Below are 18,691 nucleotides of genomic sequence, written 5' to 3' on the forward strand. Positions count from 1 at the left end.
CTGAAATTATTCAAAAAAATAAAATTATTGTGAGCTAATTGGCGCTAAGTTTCATTTTTTTTTGACTTAAGCTTGAATGTGTTCTAGCAGGGTGCTCAGGTCCATTCATTATTAACAGACTTAGCTAAAATCATGAAGAATTTTCCTGAGTTCATCCTGGGAGTGGGAAATTTACCTGCGGATGAATTCAATAATTTATTTATTCAATTTTCATTCTTTGTACTAATGTTGATTGTAAGTTTTTTATTATGAATTGGTACAATCTGTAACGGCGGTATATGTTCGAAAAAACAAAAGGTTAAAACATATAGGGCGGCGGCGTATATGAACTTTGTTTACAGGCTTATCTGGAGTGCATCACGACGTATTTTTGTTCCCGTGTCCGAAATCACAAAAAGTCATCATGGCTCGGGCCTAAAAGAACGCCGCTCACGAGGGCTGCCGGGACTGTTAATTCTGATTATTTCATTAGGATCCGCGCATGCGGAAGACATCCAATGGATTGACGCCTACCCGAGTTATAGTTTTCCAGATAATCAGGGCATTAATTATGACTCCCTATTAAGCACTGGCTCGGCTTTCACCATCGACAGTGCGCCACTAACCAATCATTTTGCTCCGGGTACAACACTCAATATTCTGGGGCCTCTTCCAAACTTTGCTGCGGGTAGCAATGGGACTTCAACCACTGTCAGTGTTTTCGACGCACTGGCGGGTGGAGGGGGAACGAATGCAGGCAGGATCACGTCTATTACGGCGACCGATTCCCAGGGCAACATCACGCCAATTACAGCCGAAAATATCAATCAGTTCACGTATTCTCCTTCGCCTGCTAATCCCCAGCAAAATCAGGAACTGAATGTCGAAATACCAGGCCTTGAGGGCAGCTATCAGGTCATTAATATCTATGATTCAACCACCTTTGTATCTGCAGGTGACACGCCGGTAAGCGAGCTGATGCTGTCGGTTAATGATCCCGACTCGTTCCGCATTTATAACAATTTTGGCATTGTTTCAGTTGCTTCTTCCGGAGGTACAGCAAATATCAATGTCGGGGATGATACGACGGGTATGACACCTGTTTCGGCGCCGACAAACACACTCGACTTGCTGGCTAAAAACAGCGTTCTCGCCAAGGTGGATGGAACGGGCACCGCACAGAGCCAGGTGTACTGGTTATCGGATAATCTTATCTATTTCCGCCCGGCAGCTGTCATTTCAAACGACAGCCAGAGTATCTCAGCACAGAGTGCGCAATATGATTACACGCTGACAATTCCAAATTATGTGCAGGTCGGGCAACGCGTGCTTCAGGCGGGTTCAAGAACGTTTAATATTACGTCTTCAGCTGATATAGCTGAGGTCAATGATTATCTGACAGGACAAAACGCCTATGCAGGAAAGCCACAAGTCCAGTACTGGCTAACCGCCGGGGCAACGGTGAATGGCGAAGTCATTGATTCCGCTCCTGAAGCTCAGTCGGTCTACAACGCCATCATCACAGGTCTGCTGGATCAGCAGCAGCAAACCTCAATCAACCTGACTTATCACGTCTGGGATGATCAGGCATCTCACACGAATAACGCTACGTTGCCTGTGGGTGATTTGAATGTCATTTATGCGACAGGAATCAATGCTGCTGGCTCAGTAAACAGTAGCGGCATACTAGCCGTAGATGGTGCAAGTGCAGTGTTGCGCGGCGATGCGGGCGCGCTACTCACCAATGATGGAACAATTAATCACTGGCGAAGTGACAGTGCCAGCCCGACGTCCATCGGGATGCAGGTGACCAACGCAACGGCGATTAACAATGGCACCCTTAATGCTGGATTGTTTTTAGAAAAAGAGGGTACCAACCAGGACGTCAGCAATGCCGGCAGTATCGCGATGCAGGGCCTGGAGCAAAGCACACTTACCAACAACGGCCATATCAATATTGCGATTACCGATAGCACAACCGCTAATGCCCGTGGCATGTCGGTATCAGGTACCAGCAGTGCTACCAACACCAGCGATGGGACCATAGTCCTCACAGGTAACAGCCGAAACAGTGCAGGGCGTGCTGCAGGCTATGGCATCTATGCCGAGCAAGGTGCCAGTGTGCTCAATCAGGGAGCAATCTATCTGGGTTATGCGCCGGCCACTGACGCCACCGTGCCTGCGTCTGTCCCTTTAACTGGCGGCAGTGCGCTGACCGCTGGTATCTATTCCACCAGCAGTGGCAACATTCTTAACGATGGAAATATTTTCATCGGGGACAGTACGCGTAATGCCGTTGGGATTTTCACCAATTCCGCTACGGGATCGCTGATAAATAATGGTTCCATCAACGTACTGGGCAGGCTGGTTAATGGATCGGCGGCAAGTAACTATGGCCTGTATGTGGTCGATAACCAGGGAAGCGTCACTAACAACGGTGATATTTTCGTTGATGGCGACAACAATGTGGCCATTTACCTGCAGGCGCAAAATGCAGCGGCGAATGTCACCTCCTCGGCAAGCAGTAGCATCACCGTGGGGAGCGCCGGCGACACCGGGGGTAGCGACGGAAATGTTTATACCTATCGAAACTATGCCGTCTATGCCGAAGGACTCAACAATCAGCCTGCTCAGGTCGATCTTCAGGCTACGATTCGATTGTTGTCAGCCGGTGCAATTGGGGTGCACGCACGCGGCGATGCGCAAATTAATATCGGCAATGCGGCATCGCTGACATTCGAAAACGACCATCAAATTGGGTATTACGCTTGGGGTAATCTGGCAAAAATTAACATCAGCAACGCCAATATCAATGACAACGGGCAGGCTAATTCCGTGCTGTTTGCTGTTGATAACGGTGCCGTGTTCAATGGCGATAATGGCAGCGGTAGCGGGTATCAGCTCACCATCAGTGGCGACAGCTCCATCGGTGTAATTGCTAATGGCGTGGATGATGGCGGTACAGCGGATGAGTCTGACGATATTGCCAGTTCGCTCATCACCGGGCCCGCAACCATTCATGTAAACGGTGACAATGCGGTTGGTGTGCTGGTTTCGGGCGGCGCCGCAGGCACTATCAGCGATGGCGGTATCGTGCTTGACCACGATAATACGACCGCTGTCCGTATTGATGGCCGCAATTACAATATTGATGGCACGCTGGACAGCGATCAACGATTCACTAGCGTTACCTCCACCGCCTCAACCACCAGCTCGTCCAGTCAAAGTGGTATTACCGGCTACGACATCTCCCATGCGGGTAATCTGGTTTTGAATGGTGTAAGCGGAATCAATTTAAATGGCAGTAGCGGGAAAGGCGTGTGGCTGCACGATGGCGGCAGTGCCACGGTTAATGCTCCTGTCAGCGTTCTGGGAAATGACAACATCGGCGTTGACATTCAGAACAGTGGCACACTGACCAACAACAATGCCATTAGCGTGGGTGGTGCTGCGAACAGTGGGAATGTCGGGATTCGGGTACAGGGCGCAGGCGCTGTTGTGGATCGGTTAGGCAGCGTAAGCGCCAATGGTGGACTGGCGGCCGTACAACTCACTGGCAGTGGGGCCGCTTTGACCGTGAACGGCAATGCGAATCAGATTACCGCATCTGGCGGCGCAGATGGCGTCCGCATGGACAACGGTGCCAGTAGCTTCACGGCCAGTAATACCACGATTGATATCGCTGACAGCGGTGCGGGCATTAATAACAACGCGAATACCGCCAACATTAACCTCAACAATGTGACGATTAATGCCTCTAATGGACCGGCAATCCGTACCGCCGTGACCTTTAATGCCCAGGGCAGCGGCAATGTTCTAAACGTCAGTGGCAATGGTCAGGGATTTGCTTTCGAGGACAGTAATGGTAATGCCACCACGGGTAATCTCACGATTAGCAATGGTTACACCATTAATGGTAGTGGTGCAGACAGTATCGGCATTCTGGGGAATACTGATGGTAGCGTGAGCTCAGGGGCTAACATCACCATGGGTAGTAGTGCTGGTGCGGCGATTGCCGCGACGAACGCCAGCAGCGTCAGTAACAGCGGGCAGATCGAAACCAGCAGTAATACTGGCAGCACTGTGCTGGCGGAAAATGCCAGTCAGTTCAGCAACAGTGGCACTATAAACAGCACGGGCAGCGCGAATACCAACCCAATCATTCTCATCAATGGCAGCTCCGCGAACCGAACGGTTACCAACACGGGCACCATCAGCTCAACCAGCAGTAACGCAACGGTCATTGATGCCTCAGGCAGTGGTAACACAACGCTCATCAACAGCGGAACACTGCTCGCTGCGAGCAGCAATGGTCAGGCGATCCTCACCGGCAGCGGTGCAGATGATGTCACGCTCAACGGCGGAAATACTCAGGGTGAAATTACCCTTGGCAGTGGCAGCGATCAGTTTAACTGGAACAGCGGAACGTTTGCAGGGGCGATCAATTTTAGCGGAGGTGACGGCGGCGACAGCGCCACCCTTGGTAACGTCTCTCTTGCAATGACCCGCCACATTCTGAGCGAGGGTGGCAACGACAGTGCGTTGTCCTTTAACGGCACCTCTGCTGCAACTGTCGGCTCATTTACAGCCGATGACCTTGGTAAAGGAACCAATATTGGTAGTGGCTGGAATAACCTGACACTCAACGCGGCAGATGTCCGGATACTCGACGATCTCGCATTATCAGGCACACCTGAAATTAACGTTAATAATGGCTCCATTCTGCGAAGTGGCAACAACCTCAACACATCAGGCATTTCTTCTTTACGCAACTACGATGTGGCGACCTCAGGAAGCGGCAGTCAGCTGATTTTTGACGGCAGCGAAGATCAGCAATACAGCGGCATTATCAGCGGCGACGGTGGTATGACCCGCATGGGTGGAGGTAGCACGGTGTTGCTGGGCAATAACAGTTACACCGGCACAACGCTGATTGACGGTAGCGAGGTGTCTCTGGGGGACGGTGGCACCGTGGGTGGGCTGTCAACCAGCACCAACATTATTGATAACGGATTGCTGACGATTAACCGCAGCGATGCGGTGACGCTGAACGGCGTGATTTCAGGAAGTGGCGATTTTCAACAGCTCGGCTCGGGACTTACGCGGCTCGGCGGCAATAACAGCTGGGCTGGAAGCACGACAGTCAATTTTGGCACGTTACTGATTAACGGCGATCAGACTGCTGCGACCGGCGTGACCAATGTTGCTGCTTTCTCTGCGTTAGGGGGAAACGGAACGATCGGCGGGGATGTCATCTTTGCTAATGATACCGTCCTGACCCCCGGCGATAACGGCACGGGTACATTGACTATTAATGGCAATCTCAATCTGAACGCCACGACAAATAGTCAGTTCTCATTGGGGGAAGCGTATACACCGGGCGGCAGCCTGAACGACTTCGTTAATGTGAAAGGCAATTTAGTGCTGGATGGCTTGCTGGATGTGGCGCTCACGCCTGGCGGAAGCTTCCTGCCTGGTGTCTATCGTCTGTTTAACTACGCTGGCTCGTTGGTCAATAACACACTGGAAATTAATAGCCTCCCCCCTAACGACGGCGGCACGTATGCGATTCAGACCAATATTGCAAACCAGGTTAACCTCGTACTGAATTTTGTTGATCCAGCCAGTGAACTGCAGTTCTGGGATGGCGAAGATGCAGCAAATCATGGTGATGGGACAACCGGCGATGGCCAGGTAGAAGGAGGGGACGGCGTCTGGAAAGCCAATATCGCCGGCGACACCAACAACTGGACGCAGCCCAACGGCGTGGGCAATGCACCCTGGTCCCAAACCGCCTTCGCGATTTTTCAGGGCACAGGCGGTCAGGTTCAAATCAGCAATATTAATGGTCGCGTAGTCAATTCAGGCATGCAGTTCACCGCCGATAATTACGTACTCAACCAGCTTAATCCCGCGTCAGCTCTCAACTATATCAGCACCGTAACCGAGTCTTTTCCCGACAGCTTACCCGTTCCGGCTAACAGCTATGAGGCGCAGGGCGAATCTGTCGCCGACACGTACTATGTGATTCGAGTGGGCGATGGCGCGAGCGGTGGGAACATTACCACCACTATTGATGCCAGTTTGCGTCAGGATGCGCTGGACACCAATCGCATACGTTTGCTGAAAACCGATGCGGGCAGATTGATCCTAAACGGCATCAATGATTTTTCGGCCGGGATTGAGATATGGGGGGGAACATTACAGGTTTCCAATAATGCCAGTCTGGGTGCACCCGCGACCACATTAACGTTGAAAAATGCAGGAGCACTGCAAGCCGGCGCTGACTTTTCGCTGAACCGGAATGTCTTCCTTGATACCACCGGTGGCGGAACATTAGATGCTTACGGGCATGCGCTGACGGTGGAATCTGTTGTTGGTGGAGACGGAGATTTAGCCGTTGTTGACACTTCCGCCGGGGTAACAACCGGCAATCTGGCATTGAATCAGGCCAATACGTATCAAGGCAACACCGTTATCCGTGGCAAAGCAGGTATTGGACAGTTGGTGGTGGATGCCAACGTGACTGGCGCGTTAGGCAGAGAGAACAGCACCATCAATGTCGCCGATCAGGCACAGCTCAATTTCAACAACGCATCGCTGGCCGAGTCACATCTTTTCAACCTCACCAGTGGCAGTAGCATGCAGCTGGCTGATAACAGCAGCGGGGGCAATGCCACCATCAACACGGATGCCGCTTCATTTCTGCTGCTGAGCAACAGTGCCAATGCGGGTAATGCCCTAATCAACAACAGTGGCCAGACAGCCATTACCGATGCCGCTCAGGCACAGAATGCTACCATCATTAACGCCAGTGGTGGCGTGGTCGATATCAGCGCAGTCAATGGACAAACCAGCGTTGGTTCTCTATCTGGTGCCGGTAATGTTGAATTGGGCTCGGCCACATTGCTTGAAGGTAATCTGGGGCGCAACGACACCATCAGTGGCGTCATTAGTGGCAATGGCGGCAGTCTGGTCAAGACCGGTGCCGGTGCTCTGACGCTGACAGGCAACAACACTTACACCGGCACAACGCAGGTATCGCAAGGCGCGCTGCTTATCAATGGCGTTCAATCGCCAGCCACCGGGCAAACCACGGTAAATAACGGCGCAACCCTTGGTGGCAATGGCATTATCGGCGGCAGCGTAACCGTAGAAAACGGAGGCAGGCTGGCGGCAGGGGCTGGAATTGGCAACGTCGGGACCTTAACCATGGGGGCGTTGACCCTCAATGAAGGGGCTCAACTGGATTACCAGTTTGGTGAGGCCTACACCACTGGCGGAACCTACAACGATTTAATCAATGTTAATGGCAATCTCGATCTTAATGGCCAGCTCAATATCACCCAAAGTAGTGGTGGTACTTTTGATGTCGGTGTGTACCGTGTTCTGAATTACAGCGGGACGCTAACCAACAACCAGCTGGTGATCGGAACTGCACCACAGTCTGCTGATGATCTGTATGTGCAGACATCTATAGCGGGTCAGGTCAACCTGGTCAACCACACCGGGGCAGAACTTCGTTTCTGGGATGGTACCGGCGGCAGTGCGGGCGAGATGAAAGACAACGGCATGATTGAAGGCGGCGATGGCGTCTGGCAAAACGACAGCGGAAACGACAACTGGACCACTGACACGACGTCGCCCGCAGGCCGTTACAACTCACCTTACAGTAATGCTTCTTTCGCAGTGTTTGGCGGTGAAGCCGGGAACGTCACTATCGACAACTCTCTGGGTGCTGTGGGCATAACAGGCGCACAGTTTACGACAGACGGTTACAACCTGGACGGGGAGCCCTTAACTCTTGCGGCAAGCGACACACAGATTAGGGTCGGTGACGGCACATCGTCTGGCGTGGATTATCTCGCCACGATAAATGCCTCGCTGGTCGGCAACGGTGCGCTGCACAAAACCGATCTCGGCACGTTACAGCTTAACGGCAATAACAGTTACAGCGGTGGCACCGTGATCAGCGCCGGAACCATACAGGTTTCTGCTGACACCAATTTAGGCGCCAGTGAAGGTGGCATCACTCTGGCTGATGGCACACTGCGTTACACCCAGGGCTTCAGCAGCGACCGGCGCGTTACTCTTATTGATGGTGGTGGCACGATTGATACCCAGGCATTCAATGCCAGCCTGACCAATATCATCGCGGGTGAGGGTGAGTTAACCAAGCGCGGAAGCGGCGCGCTGATCTTGTCGGGTGATAACGTTTTCCTGGGAACCACCCATATCCGTGAAGGGATTTTGCAACTGGGTAATGGCGGCGGCAGTGGCAATCTGGCGGGCAATATCGATAACCAGGGCACGTTGGTGCTGAATCGCAGTGATACATTCACGCTGTCAGGTGACATTTCTGGTTCAGGTCAGGTGTGGCAGCAGGGATCGGGCGTTGCCCGACTGGCGGGCATCAATAGCTGGAGTGGGCTGACGTTCGTGGAACAGGGAACGCTGCAGGGCGCGGCTGAAAATACCTTCAGCGCCGCATCGACTCATGTGGTGAGCCAGAGTGCCACCCTGGATACGGGCGGATATAACCAACGTGTCGCCAGCCTGCTTAATCAGGGCACTGTTAATTTGCGGGGTGGAGATGTGGGATCAACGCTCACCGTCACCGGCAATTACGTGGGCAGTGACGGCACGCTTAAAATCTCGGCACAGCAACACAGCCCGGGAATCGCAGACAGGCTTGTCATTGATGGCGGGACGGCAAGCGGACGCACACTGTTAGATATCGATGTCAGCCAGTTAGGCGAACCTACAGAAGGTGACGGCATCATGGTGGTGGAGGCCCTGAATGGTGGTACCACCACCGCCCAGACTACCAAAGATGCCTTTAGTATTGGTGCTGATGTTCTGTTGTCAGGTGCTTACCAATACCAGCTGTTTGCGGGTAATGCTGAGGGTGCAGGAGAGGACTGGTTCCTGCGTGCGGGTTATCGGCCAGACGTCCCCGGCTTCGATACGCTGGGTGCCATCATCCGACAGGCTGATTTAGCGGTACTAGGCACGCTGCATCAGCGCGTGGGAGATGAGCAACCCTGGCGTGCAGATGTTGCTGAGGATCAGCAGAGTCGATTCTGGATGCGATATCTGGTTAAGTCCGTTGAACAGCAAATCAACGATCCATTGCAAAGCCGCACTTCATCCAATTACAACGGTATGCAGGTCGGAGGAGACCTGTATCAGGATGCACAATGGCGAGCCGGTATATATGGCACGTTCCTCGATAACGACACGTCGATATCTGGCAGAAATGGCGACATAGACAACCTGGCTTATAATTCGACCTTCTCAACCTATATCGGTGGATACGCCACCTGGACCGATGAAAGCGGTCTCTATGTTGATAACGTGCTGCAGTATGGCTACCACGCTGTAGATCTCAAAAACGGACGTAGTCGGGAGACGGTGCATCCGGACGGTAGCACTTTCGCGGCGTCAGTGGAAATCGGCAGACCATGGCAACTGGGTAACAGCAACTGGAAGATAGAACCGCAAGCGCAGCTGATTTATCAGTACAGTGATTTTGATAGTGTCACTCTTGATGGTGCATCTCAAACGCGCGTGGATGTTAATCCGGATGGATCACTGATAAGTCGTATCGGCGCACGACTAACGTCTGAATACGATACCGAATATGGTCAGGTCAAACCCTATGCGCGCGTTAATTACTGGACGATGCTCAGCAACGGGGACGATAAGGTTAAATTTGCCAACACAGCGAATAATGCGGGGACTACTACCATTACTGCTAATCAACAGTACAGCATGACGGAAGCCGCTTTGGGTGCGACCTGGGCTGTAAGTCAAAAAGTTCAGGCGTATTCTGAAATAGGCAAAGCCTGGAACAGCGGCGGCGACACGCATGTTGAGGCAAATATTTCAGCAACTGTTGGGGTGAAAATGCGCTTTTAACCTTCAACATTTAACCAGTGAATGTCCAACAACCCCTGTCGAGGTATTGCTATGTTTGCTGACATCATTAAAAAAACAAAAATAAAGGCCTGGTCAAAACATCTCCCAGAACTCACTAATGAAAATAAAAAAACAGTTGATCCGTATGATTACTACTCTGTTTTTTTCAGAGATATTAACGATAATCGATACCGTCTTGATGGGGTCATTAAAAATGCTGAAGATGTGGCATGTTATGTATTGCTTCTGGACAGGAAAACCAACAAAACGCTAAAAGTAAATTTGATTACGTTAACTGAAATGAAGAGTGAAATTATTCACTATCGAAAAAAAAGCGCATCAACTTACACCAGTATTTTCCAGTTCTGTTTAGACTATTACACCAAAGTCTTATATATTAAATCACTACTCAGTAAATCAAAAGGATCATTGCTGTCACTGTTCATATCTGATACAACGAATTTTAGCCACGACAGGTATGCTATTTTAAAACTCTTATTAGAAGAACATATAAGGCTTAAACCCAGTCGGGATAGTAGAGGGTTTACTGAAGATGATATCTTATCTGTTATTTACGGAAGGTTGTGGCACAGGAATATACTTAAGGAAGAATATAGGGTCAAGCTAAGATTGTTGCTTGAGTCTTTGATCATAACAAATGATTTATGTCTTTCCGAAGGTTTTTATTACATCCAAAGTAAGTCAGTTAATACAGTAGTGGGTTATGAGACGGCATCATCATTACAAGAAAGACAATTAAAAATCCAAAAAAATTTATACAGATTTATTATTGTTCTCACTGCACTTCTGGTGATTGTTGTATTGGTTCTGCTTGCATTGGCTGGAATTGTTAACCTCCAGGTCCTCTGGACTAAAATATTAGAAGTTAAACCTATCCGTTTTTTACTGAAGTTCATCTAATCCATAAAAGACGAGAGGTTAATCATTGATAAAAAACCTCAAGAGAAAACTGTAAAAAACGAATTTATTATCTGAAGAATCAACTGATGAATAATGTGCAATCTAATTAAAAAATAATTCAATGAATATCACCAAATGCAGTATAGACCTTTTAAAATGACAATCATAATTACAGCATCGATAAAATATTCAATATGTCCCTTAGAGCTCATGTAGGCTTGTATATTAATTATTTATTTTATGACCCTAAGATTGCGATTTTCCAAGATAAATTCATAATATTGATTTAAATTTCCGGAAGATGTCTGACCGGAATCGGTCCACGCTTCGATGCTGCAACATTATACAATCTCCTTTTCAAAATGCATTTAGGGCACGGGGAAACTTTCTTAAAGTTATTTCTTGCAATACTTAATGCAACAACGAACTGCTCATGCCTACCTAATAATATCATGTCATCTTTATTGGAAAGATAAAACGGACATGTGCCATTGTGAATTACATGATGTGTATTTTCAATTTTGGATATGCTGATGTAGTAAGTGTATTTCATTATGATTTTTCTCATGGAAGTTAGTACTGGTAGGATGACTCATATAAGCAGATTTGTTAAGTGATTTTTTTCAATGCAGCTCATTTGTGTGTTAATGATTTTGTTGTCTTTTATAGGGCTATGATTTTATTTGTTTTTTGTGTTATTACAGGCCTAAACTCTGTAGATATTAAAAACTTATACTTGAGTCAGTACTGCGTTGGATTATTAATAATATGGCAAAAAAGACTTCACTAAGTGAGTTAGTCTAAAGTTTGTACTCAAGAAAGATCATTTATACTATGTTATAAAGAATTTTTGAGCGTGAACTGTTCTCGAATTTCGGCTGAATACTAAAAATAAACATCTAAAGTGTGTACCCACGCGGTATGAGGAACAGCCCGAGGCTAAGTTAAGTTTGCTATTGTCCGCTGCAGTAGTCTCAAGCGAGAACAGAAACCCGGAACCACGTAGTAATGTCTTAAGGATTGAGTTCACCCGGCGACAAATTTCTGGTGCCCAGGTTTTATTGCTCTAATGGCCCTTTACCGATATGTATCGCCAGTAGCTTACTGCAAGAGAAAAGAAGGAAAAGCACGCTCCTGTTATGAGGCTGCAGTTGATTGGATCATTCACATTGATGTTAAAAAACAGTGCAACCAGTGCCGAACCCACAATCTGACCCAGCAGCCTCGAGCTTCCTAACAGACCGCTGGCGACGCTGGTATTTTCATCGTTCACTGAAGTCATGATGAGATAGTTATTCGGTGACTGAAAAAGTCCGAAGCCTGCACCACATAGCGCGACTCGCCAGATAATATCAATATTTCCGGGTACCACCGGCAGGGCAGCGGTCAGCAGCATGCCGGCAAACAACAACCCAAGACCTGCGGCTCCAATGATATTACAGTCATATTTTTTTAGCAGATTGCCTGCCAGAACCGAAGTAAACATTGTTGCCAGTGGCCAGGCAGTCAGAAGTAACCCTGTTGACACGATATCGCGATGGAGCACATTGTGAAGGTAGAAGGGCAGCGATACATAGGCCAGCAGTTGTGTTGCATAGGAGAGCGCTGACATCAGAAGTGAGAGGCTTAATGTTTTACTGTGGAAGACGGCTACAGGTATAAGCGCCTTTTCGACCTTGTGCTTCTGGTTCAGGTAAAACGTTTCCAGCAACAGTACAAAAACAATCAGGCTCCCCATCGCAAAAAACATCTTTTGCCGCGTCAGGCCGAAAACAGTGCATGAGAAAAGGAGACCAAGCATAAATACGATGATGGCTCCTGTGCGATCAAACGATCCCTTTTCAGCCGGGCTCTTATTCAGAAAGACTACGCTAATCAGTAACGATACCGCCGCAACAGGTACATTGATGGTGAAAAGCCAGTTCCAGCTCGCCACAGCAAGGATGGCAGAGGCAATAGATGGCCCGGCCGCTGCGGCAACGGAGACCAGCATAACGTTCACGCCCAAACCTCTGCCCAGCAGGCTTGCGGGATAGATAGCTTTGATCAGTGCAGCATTCACGCTCAAAATCGCCGCTGCACTGAAACCCTGTACCACGCGAAATACCGTCAGCATTTCCAGACTTTCAGATAACGCGCAGCCCAGTGATGACAGCGCGAATAAGAGTACGCCTGTATTAAATACGCGCGTGATACCCACAGATTTTCCCAGTGCCGCCAGTGGAAGCAGTGATGCGACCACGGCGAACTGATAAGCATTGACGATCAGAATGGAGTTGGACTCACTAATTGAAAACTCTCGCGCAATCACAGGGAGCGCGACATTGGCAATTGTACTATCGAGCATCGCAATGACCGTGCTTAACGATACTGCAATGATGGCCATCAGATTCAGTGTGTTACCCGTGCTAACATCCTTATTCATGGGTTTTCCTTGGTCGTATCGGCTTAGTGAGAGAAGTATTAAAACCAGAATATTTCCCTTCCGGACACAGGTAGCCGGTTCTGGCACTGGCAAATGATGTCGGGACAATGCACATATTTGCGCACACGAGATGCGTAATCCTGAATTTATCCGGTTCTGCATGAAGGAATAGTTAACTCATGGAGCTGCTGGTTATTCTCGCCCGCGATTAGGGTATGAGAAAAGCATGACGTTGAGGGCGACATTGAGGCATATGCCAATAATACAAATCGTGAGTTGTTTATCAGGAAACATCTGGCATAGCTTTTCACTTACATTGAGGCAGGTATAGATTGTCGCTGCGATAGTCCAGCCTTTGATAAAGTAATCCATGTGTGATTCTCCTGCAGAGTGCCAGAAATTCTGCTTTCTGATATTGAAAACCTCCACCTGTTAAGCAAAGGCAGTGAAATTTCTCAGGGTTATGTTAATTAACTTTGTTATGAGCTAACTCACTTTTTGATGTTAATTTTTTCAGGATTTTATCGTAATTGTCTGAAAAGACTAGTGTGAGTTATTTCTAGTTAAGTTATCTGAATTTTCTTTGAGGGTAAATGTTTCGTGCTCGTGGCAGTGCTGATGTTTTGTTGTTGATTTTTGTTTATGCAGAATTAAATAACCTGAGTGTGTTACAGTTGCCTGGGGGATATTATGCCAGACCTGTAAAGCCTCATGATTTGAAGTCTTTAAGATAAACTTAAACGCATTTATTAGTGTGCCCGGCTTGATGCCGGGTGGATTGGACAGCGGTCTATGACGGCACAGGTCAGATGATGTCGGTTATCTGGCTGCAGATGTTTCTATGGGGGCGTACAGAGCATAACGGCATCAGGGCTCTTGCCGGGCAAGATAAATTGTTCATCCTCGGCAGCGCTACATGCTTAATCTAAAAAAATATTCCCCGAATGCACTTTCTTCACATCCGCGCTTTGTCATGAAGCGAAAAGCGCACTTATCCTCTGTAACTACTGCTTTTTTGATTTTGTCCCTTTTTTAAATCTTTAAGTTTTTGGTGCTTTCGGTTGGGATCCAGTCGATGGGATTTTGCCTCATCACCAGAGATGTTTTTATCGGGCACTGCAAAGATAAAATTTTCATACCCTTCTATGTAACCAGAATGGACCGAATGGACAGCGTCAGGATTTAGCCATAGATTATTATCAGGCTCGGCACTGCATTTTGTCAGTGAATATAATAAGAGAGCGAACGTGTAGACCATTTTTTTAAACATGATGATTCATCTGGTTACTATTAATGGGCGAAGGGATTTTATGTCAGAGTTATGCTGCTGGTCAATTCATCATCCGTTATGAATTATCTAAGAGTTACACCTGTAAGTTACTCTTAAAAAATTCATAGATAAAGTTTGATGTTTTCTGCAATAGCATGAATTCAATATCCTTAATTTGTTTTATAAAGGATGCGTCAGGATGTAACAATTGGTCAGGCAACCTCAAGATGTATTGATTGAGTGGAATTATCATGTTCTCATCATTATTCCGGGGCAGTATAAATAAGCTCTTCAACTCGACAGGTTAGGGAAGATATTATAGTGCTCAGCAAAAATGGTTACCTTCTTGTGCTCGGTGAGCGAAATATTGAAACATTGGGTTTTTTCAGTCTTATCGATGACCTGAGTTATCTGCATTCAACGCATGCCGTTTATGTCCGGGATGAGCGTGATTTTTTCAGAAGGCAGCCTTGTTTTCGTGAAGATGTTAGCTTCAGCGCGATCGTGTGCATTTCAGCGAACATATTCTTTCCTGGATGGTTTAATACTTTCCTCTTCCTTCAAAGAAAAACGCGTGGGCGGATTTTGATTTATATCAATGATGAACGTTATCTGTGCGACAAAAAAAAACGGCTTATCAGTAGAATAGCTAACACTGAATGTACGCTTTATTCATCTATGCCGGTAAACAGCCTCAGAGTTGCACTCGTGGATGCATTGAATGGCCGAATAAGAAACGATCACGCATGCCACCTGTCGTTGCGCGAACTCTCGATTATCGATGGTTACATCAAGGGTGTTAAAGCTCCTGCCCAGTCTGTCCTGTTAAACGTAAATGTCAAAACCATATACCAGCACAGAAAAAACTGCGCTAACAAACTCGGCCTGAAAAGCCTAAAGGACCTGACCAGGATGTAAGACAACGTGACCAATACATCCACGATTTCCGGTTAATGTTTTCATCAGAAATTATGCGTGTTCAGGAGAGCATCGTGCCTTTAGTCAACATTTATAAAACAGACTGGTTCAAAGTGCTTTGCGACATCAGCAGGGCCGGGTTCTCGCTTCAGACCATTGCTTACGAACTGGATGTCGCTACCTCAACACTCATCGGTTGGAAGCAGGGCGCAAGCCCTCGCCATCATACGGGTGAAGCACTGATAGATATCTGGATGAACGTGACTGGCAGGGACCGAAAAGAGTTACCCAGGGTTGTCTGCAAGCGGGCGTTTATCCACAAACCGCTTTGCATCGTTTCACCGAATTCAGAAAAGTGAACGTCTCCATCGCTACAGTCCGTTGCCTGTATCACTTTATTCCTGATGCAGTGCAACGGAGTCAACATGAATCTCGAACACCTGATCAAATTTCACAACTCAAAATCTGTAACGTATGGAAATGTGCCGTTGAAAGGCTCATGCTCATCGCTAACCACCAGTGATGTGATGGCTGCAGCAGGCATGCTGCAGCACCGTGCGGCGCTGGGCTATGCAGCCTTTGCAGGAAAAATGAATCTGAGCAAAACTGAATCGCAGCGTGCGGTGAGCCTTCTGAGTATTTATGCGCAGGAGCAGGCGCAACACATCCCTGCGCTCAAAAAGCTGATGCCGGCAGTCAGAACATCAGTTATCACCCACATGTCTGTGTGTGCATTTATAGAGTTTGCACGCAGTGCTGCCACTGAGAATCAATGTCCTGCCTGTAGCGGAAAAGGCATTCTTGATAATGGCCTGTGCCCGTGCTGCAAAGGTAAACGGAAAGTTCGCGCTGCCTGTCCATCCTGTAAGGGCCGTGGCGAAGCCGTCAACCGCCGCGAGTCAAAGTTCAGAGGTGTACCCGTTTACCAGCCCTGCAAGCGTTGTAGTGGGCGAGGGTTTAGCCGGATCCCTTCAACCCATATTTTTGGCATTATTAGTCGCATCACTACCGAAATATCGCTGGATTCATGGCATAAAAGCGTCAAATCATTCTATGAAAGTCTCGTAACCAAACTACTGACGGAAGAATCATGGGCGGAGAAGCAACTAAAACAAATCACTAAGTAGTAAGCGATATGTTTTTTGGCGATTATATAGCTCACTATTTACATTTCCATTTTATGTGGTATCTTGCGCCCAACCGTGGGGTATTGCCCTTCAGAAAACTACGCAGGATACGGTAGTGTGCCTGACAATCTTTTAATCACGCCTTCGTTTTCATCATAATACTCTGCACAACTACTCTCGATGCCAATTTCCTCATGGCATTCACGAACAGAGCCTCGCTTGAAAGCGGGGCTTTTTGCTTTCTGCATCCAGTAAATGATATGGCCTGAGGCGATATTCATTTTCCTGGTGTATCTGCGCCTCACCTTAACGAGTTAGGGCTCATGACTTTCACAATGGACAGGCTTACCTCTGGCGCTGCTTACAGTACTTCGGCAGGGCTGGTATCCAATGGCATTCTGACCTGGCTCAGCCCGGATGAATGGAGTGCCTTTGGCGTGCTGACCGGGATCGCACTTGCACTCCTCACACTAATGATTAACTGGTTTTATAAGCGAAAAGTTGCCCTCGCACAGATTGAGGCCTTACATCATAAATCTTGCGATAAAGATCCGCGCGAGGAATAAACCTTGGCCATACCACAAGCACTGCGTCGAAAACTGATTGCTGCTGCTGGCGGCGGGGCGCTGATGATTGCCACCGTATTGCTCAGTGGCAGAACAGGTATTGAGGGGCGGGTTTACGAGCCTTATCTTGATGTAACTGGCGTCCTTACGGTTTGCGACGGGCATACAGGTGCCGATATTATCAGAGGTAAAAGGTACACCGATCGCGAATGCGAACGCCTGACGTGGAATGACATGCAGCCAGTCAGGCGAACGGTTGATGACCTGGTAAGCGTGCCGCTAAACGAGTACCAACGGGCAGCACTGTACAGTTTCACCTATAACGTTGGTACTGAAGCCTTCTCAAAATCCACCCTTCTGAAAAAGCTCAATGCAGGCGATCACAGTGGAGCGTGCGATGAATTACGCCGCTGGGTATACGCCGGAGGCATGAAGTGGAAAGGCCTGATGAACCGACGCGATATGGAGCGTTCTCTCTGCCTGGCGGGTGGTGCAGATGACTTTTAATTCCGGTGTATTTATCACATCGATTGCCTTAAGCAGCGTACTGGCGGCAGGCTCAATAGCCATTTATTACCGCAGCAATGCCATCATCTACCAGGGCGAGCGCGATAAAGCGATAGATGCACTTCAGTCAGCAAATGCAAAGATAGATGACATGCAGGTTCGCCAGCGCGATGTAGCAGCGCTTGACGCTAAATACACGAAGGAACTTGCTGATGCTCAGGCGACTATTGACCAGCTGCACGATGATGTTGCTATTGGCAAGCGCCGGTTGCAGCTCAACGTCAAACGTTACAGGGCAAAAGCCACCGGCACCTCCTGCGTGGATGATGCAGCCAGCCCCCGATCTGATGACGCCCTTGAACGCAATTATTTCACTCTCAGACGTCGAATCGAAGTTGCCGGAAAGCAAATAGCCGGCTTGCAGCAGTACATTAGGGAACAATGCCTTAAGTAGATTTCATTGTGAACTGATGATAGGTGTTAAGCTGATAGAAACCTAAAGTTTCCCCGGTTGTACGGCGTATCAGGGACGATATCAGAATCATTAGTTTGACGCGGTTTGGAGTTTCAGAATCTTTTAAATGATAGGTGGCTCTTTTACTGCCATCCTCATTGAAGAACTCAGCGGCTTCTTCAGCTAAGGAAACCTTGTCTTCTCCGCCTATTGATTTGACATGCGAAGACAAAGATTCAATGACGCTATTTTCTATGAAATCATTTTGGATTTTATGTGCAAGGTTGTTCCTTAATAGGTTTAGCTTGTCCAATGCCTTAAAGGTAGGCAAGGGAAGGCCAAGCTTGGCTGCCAACTCTAACTTTTTAAAATAATTTAATTTGAATGCCCTGCCTTCCTTCGGTTCGGTGTCGAATAAATCTTCTCTTCGGATTGCTGAACAAATAAAAGCTTCAAGAAAACTTTCGGTAACGAGATGAAGCCTCAGCACAACACCCAAATCGTCAGTGCTGTCAGTAGACGCAATGAAGGCATTCCTTACAGCGTCTGTATCAAACAGCTTGCGAAATATAAAAAGATTCATAGCGAAATAATCCCAAAGGT

At 48.1% G+C, this 18,691-nt stretch carries 11 protein-coding genes; 8 read left to right on the forward strand and 3 right to left on the reverse strand.

The features are described 5' to 3' along the window. Nucleotides 1–324 precede the first annotated feature (324 nt). Both ACFQW4_RS00615 and ACFQW4_RS00620 read left to right on the forward strand, forming a co-directional pair. A complete protein-coding gene (locus ACFQW4_RS00615) occupies nt 325–9,900 on the forward strand; it encodes an autotransporter-associated beta strand repeat-containing protein (RefSeq protein WP_377723133.1) in 9,576 nt (3,191 codons plus the stop codon). Nucleotides 9,901–9,951: 51 nt separating this feature from the next. Beyond that, nucleotides 9,952–10,821, forward strand: coding sequence for a hypothetical protein (locus ACFQW4_RS00620; RefSeq protein ID WP_377723134.1), 870 nt, complete (start codon nt 9,952–9,954; stop codon nt 10,819–10,821). A 1,066-nt stretch (nt 10,822–11,887) separates the two neighbouring features. Here the strand turns inward: ACFQW4_RS00620 and ACFQW4_RS00625 are convergent. Together ACFQW4_RS00625 and ACFQW4_RS00630 are read right to left on the reverse strand one after the other, a co-directional pair. Further along, nucleotides 11,888–13,246, reverse strand: a complete 1,359-nt coding sequence (locus ACFQW4_RS00625) for an MFS transporter (protein WP_377723136.1) — start codon at nt 13,244–13,246, stop codon at nt 11,888–11,890. Between the two features lie 192 nt (nt 13,247–13,438). Then, nucleotides 13,439–13,618, reverse strand: a complete 180-nt coding sequence (locus tag ACFQW4_RS00630) for a hypothetical protein (RefSeq protein ID WP_008101727.1) — start codon at nt 13,616–13,618, stop codon at nt 13,439–13,441. A 1,219-nt stretch (nt 13,619–14,837) separates the two neighbouring features. Here ACFQW4_RS00630 and ACFQW4_RS00635 point away from each other — a divergent pair. The 6 genes from ACFQW4_RS00635 to ACFQW4_RS00660 all read left to right on the forward strand — a co-directional run bounded on the left by ACFQW4_RS00635 (nt 14,838) and on the right by ACFQW4_RS00660 (nt 18,088). Next, nucleotides 14,838–15,434, forward strand: a complete 597-nt coding sequence (locus ACFQW4_RS00635; protein WP_377723138.1) for a hypothetical protein — start codon at nt 14,838–14,840, stop codon at nt 15,432–15,434. Between the two features lie 35 nt (nt 15,435–15,469). After that, nucleotides 15,470–15,793, forward strand: coding sequence for a hypothetical protein (locus ACFQW4_RS00640; RefSeq protein WP_377723140.1), 324 nt, complete (start codon nt 15,470–15,472; stop codon nt 15,791–15,793). A 66-nt stretch (nt 15,794–15,859) separates the two neighbouring features. Next, nucleotides 15,860–16,561: an antitermination protein gene (locus ACFQW4_RS00645; protein ID WP_377723142.1), complete on the forward strand. Its 702-nt coding sequence runs from the start codon at nt 15,860–15,862 to the stop codon at nt 16,559–16,561. 323 nt (nt 16,562–16,884) lie between these two features. Beyond that, nucleotides 16,885–17,127 carry a phage holin gene (locus ACFQW4_RS00650; protein ID WP_101761628.1) on the forward strand — a complete coding sequence of 81 codons (243 nt, stop codon included), beginning with the start codon at nt 16,885–16,887 and terminating at the stop codon, nt 17,125–17,127. 3 nt (nt 17,128–17,130) lie between these two features. Next, nucleotides 17,131–17,634 carry a lysozyme gene (locus tag ACFQW4_RS00655; RefSeq protein WP_323271621.1) on the forward strand — a complete coding sequence of 168 codons (504 nt, stop codon included), beginning with the start codon at nt 17,131–17,133 and terminating at the stop codon, nt 17,632–17,634. Beyond that, the gene (locus ACFQW4_RS00660; RefSeq protein ID WP_377723145.1) at nt 17,624–18,088 is read left to right on the forward strand and encodes a lysis protein; all 465 of its coding nucleotides are present in this window, start codon (nt 17,624–17,626) and stop codon (nt 18,086–18,088) included. The genes ACFQW4_RS00655 and ACFQW4_RS00660 overlap by 11 nt, the downstream gene beginning before the upstream one ends. Here ACFQW4_RS00660 and ACFQW4_RS00665 read toward each other — a convergent pair. Beyond that, nucleotides 18,081–18,671, reverse strand: coding sequence for a hypothetical protein (locus tag ACFQW4_RS00665; RefSeq protein WP_377723147.1), 591 nt, complete (start codon nt 18,669–18,671; stop codon nt 18,081–18,083). The genes ACFQW4_RS00660 and ACFQW4_RS00665 overlap by 8 nt on opposite strands. Nucleotides 18,672–18,691: the final 20 nt, after the last annotated feature.

The sequence above is a fragment of the Pantoea sp. GCM10028869 genome (assembly GCF_042666835.1).
Classification (GTDB): Bacteria; Pseudomonadota; Gammaproteobacteria; order Enterobacterales; family Enterobacteriaceae; genus Pantoea; species Pantoea leporis.

Bases quoted from the DNA above. Each gene is read 5' to 3' on its own strand.
- ACFQW4_RS00615 (WP_377723133.1), top strand. From the start codon at position 325: ATGAACTTTGTTTACAGGCTTATCTGGAGTGCATCACGACGTATTTTT.
- ACFQW4_RS00620 (WP_377723134.1), top strand. From the start codon at position 9,952: ATGTTTGCTGACATCATTAAAAAAACAAAAATAAAGGCCTGGTCAAAA.
- ACFQW4_RS00625 (WP_377723136.1), bottom strand. From the start codon at position 13,246: ATGAATAAGGATGTTAGCACGGGTAACACACTGAATCTGATGGCCATC.
- ACFQW4_RS00630 (WP_008101727.1), bottom strand. From the start codon at position 13,618: ATGGATTACTTTATCAAAGGCTGGACTATCGCAGCGACAATCTATACC.
- ACFQW4_RS00640 (WP_377723140.1), top strand. From the start codon at position 15,470: ATGTTTTCATCAGAAATTATGCGTGTTCAGGAGAGCATCGTGCCTTTA.
- ACFQW4_RS00645 (WP_377723142.1), top strand. From the start codon at position 15,860: ATGAATCTCGAACACCTGATCAAATTTCACAACTCAAAATCTGTAACG.
- ACFQW4_RS00650 (WP_101761628.1), top strand. From the start codon at position 16,885: ATGACTTTCACAATGGACAGGCTTACCTCTGGCGCTGCTTACAGTACT.
- ACFQW4_RS00660 (WP_377723145.1), top strand. From the start codon at position 17,624: ATGACTTTTAATTCCGGTGTATTTATCACATCGATTGCCTTAAGCAGC.
- ACFQW4_RS00665 (WP_377723147.1), bottom strand. From the start codon at position 18,671: ATGAATCTTTTTATATTTCGCAAGCTGTTTGATACAGACGCTGTAAGG.